The organism is Streptomyces tyrfis, from assembly GCF_037034285.1.
Taxonomy (GTDB): domain Bacteria; phylum Actinomycetota; class Actinomycetes; order Streptomycetales; family Streptomycetaceae; genus Streptomyces.
Genome location: NZ_JBAGJZ010000071.1, coordinates 23,637 through 31,368 on the forward strand (window position 1 = coordinate 23,637; position 7,732 = coordinate 31,368).

The window sequence follows — 7,732 nt, forward strand, 5'->3', positions numbered from 1 at the left end:
GGCGGGACACCGCGGGGGAGCGGGCCGCCGCCGGGCTCCCGGCGGGGTGACCGGCGTGCCGTCCGGATGCGGGACGGCGATGCGTCCGGCCACCTGAGCAGGGACGCTAATCCCAGGGCACGGGGAAGAGATGTAATGACGCTTATTGTCCGAATTTGGCGCGCCCTTGTCGTGAGTCGATCAGAGAAAGCGCATCAGAGTCGGGCAATTGGTGCAGACACGAGTGAGGGTCCAGGAACGTGCACCTGCCTGCCGAGTGGTGATATGGGCCGGGCTAGGCTGCGGCCCATGGACGTACTCATTCATGTCTTGGTCGCCCTGCACATCATCGGCATAGCCTCGCTGCTGGGCGGTTTCCTCACCCAGATGAAGGCGATGGGCGCGGGCGCGGCCCGGTTCGTCCCGGCGATGCTGCACGGCGCGCTGACGATGCTGGTCACGGGCGTGGCGCTGGTCGGCGTCCACCAGGCCCAGGGCCACGAGGTGAACAACATAAAGATCGGGATCAAGCTGCTGCTCCTGGTCGTCATCCTGGCGCTCGTCTACATCAAGCGCGACGAGGAGAAGGTCGACAAGGGCGCCTTCGCGGCGGTGGGCGGACTGACGCTCGCCAACATCTTCATCGCCACGCTCTGGGTCTGAGACCGGGCCGCCCGCGACCGGGCCCCGCGCGCCGGAGGAGCCGGGCGCGGCCCGTGTGCGGCCCGTGTGCGGTTCGTCATCCGGCCGTCGCCTGTCGGCGCGGCGGCCTAGACTCGACTCACGATGAGCAGCCTCTTTGACGACAGCTTCCTGGCCGGCCTCCAGCACGCGGAGGAAGGGCCCCCGCCGCCCCCCGAGGAGCCGACGCCCGAGGACGTTCCGGAGGATCTCTTCGCGGGCGTGTTCGACGGGCCCCCGCCGCCCAGGGACGCGTACTACCGCGACGGCGCGCCCCGCCCCGCGGTCGACCCCGCCGCGCTCCTCGACGGGCTGAACGACGAGCAGCGCGCCGCCGTCGTCCACGCGGGCTCGCCGCTGCTCATCGTCGCCGGGGCGGGCTCCGGCAAGACCCGGGTGCTGACCCACCGCATCGCCCACCTCCTGGCCACGCGCGGGGTGCACCCCGGCCAGATCCTCGCGATCACCTTCACCAACAAGGCCGCGGGCGAGATGAAGGAGCGCGTCGAGCAGCTCGTCGGCCCCCGCGCCAACGCCATGTGGGTCATGACGTTCCACAGCGCCTGCGTGCGCATCCTGCGCCGCGAGTCGAAGAGGCTGGGCTTCACCTCGTCGTTCTCGATCTACGACGCCGCCGACTCCAAGCGGCTGATGGCCCTGGTCTGCCGCGATCTCGACCTCGACCCGAAGCGCTTCCCGCCGAAGTCGTTCACCGCGAAGGTCTCCAACCTGAAGAACGAGCTGATCGACGAGGAGACCTTCGCCGGTCAGGTGGGAGGGGGTACCTCCCATTCGAGCGGATTCGAGAATGGGGGAGGGTTCGAGAAGACCCTGGCCCAGGCGTACACGATGTACCAGGCCCGGCTGCGCGAGGCCAACGCGCTGGACTTCGACGACATCATCATGACGACGGTCCACCTGCTCCAGGCGTTCCCGGACGTCGCCGAGCACTACCGCCGCCGCTTCCGGCACGTCCTGGTCGACGAGTACCAGGACACCAACCACGCCCAGTACACCCTCGTGCGCGAGCTGGTCGGCCCGGCGGGCGAGGGCGACGCCCCCGCCGAGCTGTGTGTCGTCGGTGACGCGGACCAGTCGATCTACGCCTTCCGCGGCGCGACCATCCGCAACATCCTCCAGTTCGAGGAGGACTACCCGGACGCGACCACGATCCTGCTGGAGCAGAACTACCGCTCCACGCAGACCATCCTGTCCGCCGCCAACGCGGTCATCGAGCGCAACGAGAGCCGCCGCCCCAAGAACCTCTGGACGAACGCCGGCGCGGGCGCGAGGATCACCGGCTACGTCGCCGACACCGAGCACGACGAGGCGCAGTTCGTCGCCGACGAGATCGACCGGCTGACCGACGCGGGCGACGCCAGGGCGGGCGACGTCGCCGTCTTCTACCGCACCAACGCGCAGTCCCGTGTCTTCGAAGAGGTCTTCATCCGCGTCGGCCTGCCCTACAAGGTCGTCGGCGGGGTGCGCTTCTACGAGCGCAAGGAGGTCCGGGACGTCCTGGCCTATCTGCGGGTCCTCGCCAACCCCGAGGACGCCGTCCCGCTGCGCCGCATCCTCAACGTGCCCAAGCGCGGCATCGGCGAGCGCGCCGAGGCGATGATCGAGGCGCTGTCCCTGCGCGAGCGGATCACCTTCCCGCAGGCGCTGCGCCGGGTCGACGAGGCGTACGGCATGGCGGCCCGGTCGGCCAACGCTGTCAAGCGGTTCAACACGCTGATGGAGGAGCTGCGCACGGTCGTCGAGTCCGGGGCGGGCCCGGCGGTGGTCCTGGAGGCCGTCCTGGAGCGTACGGGCTATCTGGCCGAACTCCAGTCGTCCACCGACCCGCAGGACGAGACCCGCATCGAGAACCTCCAGGAACTCGCCGCCGTCGCCCTGGAGTTCGAGCAGGAGCGGGGCGAGGCCGGCGAGGAGGGCGCGGGCACCCTCGCGGAGTTCCTGGAGCGGGTCGCGCTCGTCGCGGACTCCGACCAGATCCCCGACGAGGACGAGGAGGGCGCCGGAGTCATCACGCTGATGACGCTGCACACCGCCAAGGGCCTCGAGTTCCCGGTGGTCTTCCTCACCGGCATGGAGGACGGCGTCTTCCCGCACATGCGGGCGCTGGGCCAGACCAAGGAGCTGGAGGAGGAACGGCGGCTGGCCTACGTCGGCATCACCCGGGCCCGCGAGCGCCTCTATCTGACCCGGGCGGCGATGCGGAGCGCCTGGGGGCAGCCCTCGTACAACCCGCCGTCGCGGTTCCTGGAGGAGATCCCGGACCAGCATCTGGAGTGGAAGCGGACCGGGCCGATGGCCGCCCCGGCCGGACCGACCTCGGGGATCACCTCGTCGCTGTCCTCGTCGCGTTCGCGCTCCGGCCCCTCGGGCTTCGCGACCCGGCGGACCTCGGACAAGCCGGTGATCGCGCTGGCCGTCGGGGACCGGGTCACGCACGACCAGTTCGGCCTCGGCACGGTGACGGCGGTCGAGGGCGCCGGGGACCAGGCCAAGGCGACGGTCGACTTCGGGGACGACCGGCCGAAGAAGCTGCTGCTGCGGTACGCGCCGGTCGAGAAGCTGTAGCCGGTCCCGGCCGCCCCGCGCCCGGTCGGGGGCGGAGCGGCCGGGGAACGGTCGGAGCGGTTCGGGAGCGGCCGGGCGGCCGGAACGGCGGGGCCGGGTACGGCCGGGACGGCGGGGCCGGGCGGCTTCAGGTCGGGTCGACGGCGTGGCTGCGGAGCCAGGGGAGCGGGTCCACCGCCGCCCCGCCGCCGGGCCGCACCTCGAAGTGCAGGTGCGGACCGGTCGAGTTCCCGGAGTTCCCGGAGTACGCGATGACATCACCGGCCTTGACCGGGCCGGAGCGGATCTTGGTGCTGCTGAGGTGGCAGTACCAGGTCTCGGTCCCGTCGGCCATGGTGACGATGGCCATGTTTCCGTAGGCGCTGTTCCACTGGGTGCGCACGGTGCCGTCGGTCGCGGCCATCACGGGAGTGCCGTACGAGACGGGGAAGTCGATGCCCGTGTGCACGGACATCCAGTTGACGCCCGCCTGGCCGAAGTACGCGCTGAGGCCGTGCTGGGCGACCGGCATGACGAACTTGGGGCGCAGCCGCTCCTTGCGGGCCGCCTCCTCCAGCCGCCGCTTCTTCTCGGCGGCCTGCCGTTCCCGCAGGTCGATGCGCGCCTGGGCGCGGTTCGCGCGCCCTGCGAAGTTCTCGGCGTCGGCGCTGAGGTTGGCGAGCTGGGTGTCCAGCTTGTTGTTGGCGGCGGCCGGCTTGACGGAGCCGGGGTCGGCCGCCGCCATCGTCGTGCTGTCGTCCTTCTTGTCCTCGCCGCCCAGGCCGCTGACGGAGGCCGCGGCGATACCGGCCACGCTCATCACACAGGCGGACGGCACGGCGACGGTGAGCAGCGCGGAACGCTTCGCCGGGGAACGCCGCCGACTGCGGCCGCCGCCGCGGGGGGCGGGGCGGTCGGGGGAGCGGTGCGGATCGAGCGTGACGCCGGCCGTGTCGGCGTCGTCGCTCGCGCCGGTCGCGGAGGCGAAGCCGGATTCGGCGTCGTGACCGGCCCCGGAGGAGTCGTCGTCGGATCCGGAGAAGCCGTGACCGGCCTCGGAGAAGCTGTGGCCGGTTCCCGAGTATTCGTCGTCGCTCACGGTGAAGCCGTGGCCGGTTCCGGAGGAGGCGTCGCCGGTCCCGGGGAAGGCGTCGCCGTCGTCGTCCGCGCCGGGGACCGGAGCGGCCAGGTCGTCGAACACGATGACCGGAAGGGCCGCGGTCTCATGAAGCCCGGGGGAGCCGTCCGCGGCGCCAGGGCCGTCCCCGCTGTCCGGCTCGGGCGCGGCGCCCCCGTTCCAGGCGGTGGCGTCGTACGCCCCGGTGTCGTACGCGCCCGTGCCGTACACGGCCGTACCGGTCGTCGCCCACTGGCCGGTCCCGTACCAGCTCCCGGTGTCCCACTGGCCCGTGGCGTCCACGGCGCCGCCCTGGGCCGGGAGCCCGTCGAAGGCGGTGGCCGCGGTCATGGTCGTGGTCGCGGCCGTGTCGTACGCGGCGGACGTCCACGTGGCCGTCGTGTCGTACGTCGGGCCCGCGGCGTAGTCGTGCTGTGTCTGCGTCTGCGTCTGCGTCCCGTACGGGGAGCAGTTCTCGTACGAGGCGGTGGGGTGCGCGCCGGTGTCCCACTGCGTGGAGTGCGCGGAGCCGTACTGGAAGCCGTATGCGGCGGTCTGCCCGGTGTCGTAGCCGCCCTCCGCGTACGGGGTGTCGTGAGCGCCGGGTGCGGAGCCGAGGAACGGATCGACGACGTAGCTGCCGGTGGCTTGGCCGTCGTATCCGGCATACCCGGCGTGGGGGTGCTGGTCGTTCACCGACTTCTCTCTCGCCTCGGCTGCGGGACCTGTGGGTCTGGGGCCCGGCGGGCGGATCCCAGGGGAAGCAGTGGCCGCGACTGTACCCGGCGGTATGCGGCGCGGACAATCTTCGACGGGCGTGGACGGCCCGGGAAAACGGGCAATCGGCCGTCTTTCGGCGGGCCGTCCACACAGCCTTGGCTCTATGTTCGAAACTCGTTCTATTAGTGGCGTACCGGAGTGGGGCGGACGGCGCTCCTGGACGCGTACGGGCATCCGGGCTGTTCCGGGAAGCGGGTCATGGCAGGTCGGTCATGGGGCCCGGGCACTCCAGCGCCTGCCGTACCGCCGCGGCCACGGTGGGGTGTACGGGGAGCGCGAGATGGCCGATTCCGGTGACGCGGATGTTCACCGCGTCGAGGTCCGGGTGATCGACGCGGGCCGCCTCCGCCGGGACGATCACCCGGTCGAGCTCGCTCCAGAAGCTCACGAAGCGGGTGCGGCAGCCCGGCGCGGGCCCGCGCAGCTCTTCGATCGGCGCGGAACCCGTACGCATCTGGCGCACGATGGGGTGAGCGCTCGCCAGCGGGGCGACGGCGGTTCCCCCGTGCGGAGTGCCGAGGGTGACCAGGGTGCGCACCCGCCGGTCACCGGCCAGGCACTGCACGTAGTAGCGGCCGATGAGCCCGCCGAGGCTGTGCCCGACGATGTCGACCCGCTGGTGTCCGGTGCGGGCGCAGATCTCCTCGACATGCCGACCGAGCAGTTCGGCGGCTGTGCGGATGTCGCAGGTCAGCGGCGAGTAGTTGAGCGACTCCAGATGGCGCCAGCCGTGCCGGGCGAGGGAACGGCGCAGCAGCATGAAGACCGAACGGTTGTCGATGAAACCGTGCAGGAACACGACGGGGGGCCGTTCGACGCCCTCGTCCCCTTCGTTGCCGCCCTTGACGGGTCGGGGGCACGCCGCACCGCCCTTCGCGTCCCTGCCGGCCCTGCCGCCCCTGCCTGACGGGGGACGGGAGGCCGGTGCGGGGGCGGGGTCCGGGGTCGGTGCGGGCGTTGTGGGCGGGACGGGCGGGGTAGTCGGTGCGGGCGGAACGGCGTTGGTGGGAGTGCCGGCGGCCGGTGCGGCGTGCGGTGCCGTGGTTCCGGTGAGCGACGGGGGCGGGGCGGATGCTCCGGACGGCCCGGACGGCCCGGCGGGTTTGGGCGGCCCGGCTGGTCCGGCGGGTTTGGGCGGCCCGGCTGGTCCGGACGGCTCGACCGGTCCGGACGGCTCGGCGGATCCGGACGAGCCGCAGACGGGGCAGCGGGACGCGGCTGCGACCGGGTCCGGTGGGTTCCGCCGCTCCCCGGCGATCCCGGTGGGGTACAGGAGCACATGCCCGGCGAGCGCCACCAGTTCGAGCGCGGTCGCCTTGAGCAGCGCGACCGACAACGCGTTCGGGCCCGACGGCGGCGGTTGGAGCGGCAACGGGGGAAGGAAAGACGCGATGTTCATGACCGACCTCCTGCTCCGGCGAGCGGGGGGAGGGGCTCGGAGGCCGTCCCGCAGGCCTTGACGCGGTGCCGCTGGAGGCGTAGCCGATGACGGTCTGCCGGGCGGGTTCGCCCGGCGGCCACCGGGACGGCGGCCACCCGAGCATCGGTCGCGGCGGTCCCGTTCCGACCGGCTCCCGACCGGCTCCCGACCGGCTCCCGACCGGCTCCCGACCGGCTTCCGACCGGCTCCCGACCGGCTCCCGACCGGATCTCGACCGGATCTCGATCGGGCTCCCGACCGAGATCCGGTCGGGCGCCCCGACGCGGCGTGCGCCGGTCCGCGCTCGTGCCGAACCCGTCGGTCCGCGGTCGCGCCGAGCACCCGGACGAGGGCGGCCCCGGTGTGCCGTCTCCGGTGGGCCGAACCCGCTCATGGGGGGAGTGGGCGGCCGTAAGCGGGACGACGGCCGGGGGTCCGGTGTCGGCTGATCGCGGTGCCCGGTACCTCGGGGGACCGGGCACGTGGGCCGTACCACCGTGCCGCGCGGCTGGCGGCGCGGTGGTACGGCGACCTCGTAGCGGCTCCCTGGCGATCGCTCCCGTAACGGCAGCCATGCCGCGTCTCGCGGGAACGACGCCCGGTGAACATGTCCCACGTGTGATTTCCCCCTCCCCGTCCACCGCGAAACGGCGGGTTGCGGGATGCTGTCGATAACGTTCGTTCACATCCCCGGCCCTTCTGGCACGGGAGACGCATGTGGAGGCAGTGATGGGTGTGACCGGTCCGATCCGTGTGGTGGTGGCGAAGCCGGGGCTGGACGGCCATGATCGCGGGGCCAAGGTGATCGCGAGGGCGCTGCGCGACGCCGGTATGGAGGTCATCTACACCGGGCTGCACCAGACGCCCGAACAGATCGTCGACACCGCGATCCAGGAGGACGCTGACGCGATCGGCCTCTCGATCCTCTCCGGCGCGCACAACACGCTCTTCGCCAAGGTGATCGAGCTGTTGAAGGAGCGCGACGCGGAGGACATCAAGGTCTTCGGCGGCGGGATCATCCCGGAGGCGGACATCGCGCCGCTGAAGGAGCAGGGCGTCGCGGAGATCTTCACCCCGGGAGCGACGACGGCCTCGATCGTCGAGTGGGTCAACGCCAACGTCCGGCACCCCGCGGAAGCCTGACCCCACCCCGGGGCGGGGGGGGGGGGCGGCCGCCCCCCCCCCCCCCC

Annotated in this window: 5 protein-coding genes; 3 read left to right on the forward strand and 2 right to left on the reverse strand. The window is 72.2% G+C overall.

The features are described from left to right. The first annotated feature begins 288 nt into the window (after nt 1–288). Both WA762_RS33545 and pcrA read left to right on the forward strand, forming a co-directional pair. Nucleotides 289–642 (forward strand): hypothetical protein, encoded by a 354-nt coding sequence (locus tag WA762_RS33545; RefSeq protein WP_335941248.1) that lies wholly within the window; start codon nt 289–291, stop codon nt 640–642. Nucleotides 643–765: 123 nt separating this feature from the next. Continuing rightward, nucleotides 766–3,246, forward strand: coding sequence for a DNA helicase PcrA (gene pcrA / locus WA762_RS33550; protein WP_335941250.1), 2,481 nt, complete (start codon nt 766–768; stop codon nt 3,244–3,246). A gap of 127 nt (nt 3,247–3,373) precedes the next feature. On the opposite strand, the gene WA762_RS33555 is transcribed toward pcrA, so the two are convergent. Both WA762_RS33555 and WA762_RS33560 read right to left on the reverse strand, forming a co-directional pair. After that, the gene (locus tag WA762_RS33555; protein ID WP_335941252.1) at nt 3,374–5,038 is read right to left on the reverse strand and encodes a M23 family metallopeptidase; all 1,665 of its coding nucleotides are present in this window, start codon (nt 5,036–5,038) and stop codon (nt 3,374–3,376) included. A 280-nt stretch (nt 5,039–5,318) separates the two neighbouring features. Beyond that, nucleotides 5,319–6,458 (reverse strand): esterase/lipase family protein, encoded by a 1,140-nt coding sequence (locus WA762_RS33560; protein WP_443080744.1) that lies wholly within the window; start codon nt 6,456–6,458, stop codon nt 5,319–5,321. Between the two features lie 813 nt (nt 6,459–7,271). Here WA762_RS33560 and WA762_RS33565 point away from each other — a divergent pair. Then, nucleotides 7,272–7,685 (forward strand): cobalamin B12-binding domain-containing protein, encoded by a 414-nt coding sequence (locus WA762_RS33565; protein WP_335941255.1) that lies wholly within the window; start codon nt 7,272–7,274, stop codon nt 7,683–7,685. The last annotated feature ends 47 nt before the right edge of the window (nt 7,686–7,732 follow it).

Bases quoted from the DNA above. Each gene is read 5' to 3' on its own strand.
- WA762_RS33545 (WP_335941248.1), top strand. From the start codon at position 289: ATGGACGTACTCATTCATGTCTTGGTCGCCCTGCACATCATCGGCATA.
- pcrA (WP_335941250.1), top strand. From the start codon at position 766: ATGAGCAGCCTCTTTGACGACAGCTTCCTGGCCGGCCTCCAGCACGCG.
- WA762_RS33565 (WP_335941255.1), top strand. From the start codon at position 7,272: ATGGGTGTGACCGGTCCGATCCGTGTGGTGGTGGCGAAGCCGGGGCTG.